The sequence below is a fragment of the Paraburkholderia sp. Ac-20347 genome (genome assembly GCF_017104805.1).
In the GTDB taxonomy this organism is placed as follows: domain Bacteria; phylum Pseudomonadota; class Gammaproteobacteria; order Burkholderiales; family Burkholderiaceae; genus Paraburkholderia; species Paraburkholderia tropica.
This window is the reverse complement of the sequence record NZ_JAAGPN010000645.1, coordinates 1-734: the sequence shown is the minus strand read 5'-3', so window position 1 is coordinate 734 and position 734 is coordinate 1. Positions and strand designations below refer to the sequence as shown.

Annotated in this window: 1 protein-coding gene; it reads left to right on the top strand. The window is 48.5% G+C overall.

Features of this window, described 5'->3' with window-relative positions:
* Positions 1-691 (top strand): penicillin-binding transpeptidase domain-containing protein (locus G3N97_RS39200; protein ID WP_277397891.1); only part of this gene is annotated, 691 nt, incomplete at its 5' end.
* Between the last annotated feature and the right edge of the window lie 43 nt (positions 692-734).

Here is a 734-nt window from a genome sequence, read left to right as displayed (position 1 = left end):
TAATTATGGCGCCATCACGCTAGATAAACTGATCCAAAAATCCAGTAATGTTGCCTCAACAAAAATTGCGTTAAATCTACCGACTGACGCCATCGCTAATACACAGCTTAAATTTGGCTTTGGCCGCAAGACGGCACTGGATTTCCCTGCTGAGGCATCGGGACGAGTTAGCATTCCAAAAGAGCGTGAGCTGTCACGCCGTGCAACACTAAGTTATGGTTATGGTCAGCAAGTCACATTAGCACAGTTGACCCAAGCTTATGCAGCACTTGGCAATCAGGGGCTGATGCAGCCGTTAAAACTTGGCAAAGATCAAACAATACCCAAACCCACTCAGGGTATTAGTGCAGGTCATGCCGAAGCCATTGTGCGTATGATGGAGCTTGTGACAGGGCCAGGTGGCTCAGGTCAAGCCGCCGCCATCAATGGCTATCGTGTGGCGGGTAAAACAGGTACCAGTCGGCGTACCAATCCACAAGGTGGTTATTATACCGATCAGCATCGTGCGATTTTTGTTGGCTTAGCACCTGCGTCAGATCCACGCTTTGTGGTGGCAATCTTGGTTGAAGACCCACGCCGCCAATCGTATGCAGGCCAAGTATCAGCACCCGTATTCCACCAAGTGATGAAAGAGGCACTGCGCTTATATAATGTGCCTTATGATAAGCCTTTACGGGTTTTAGCACCCTAAACTGACCGATGAATTTAGCTGATTAAGGATGTATGATGATGCC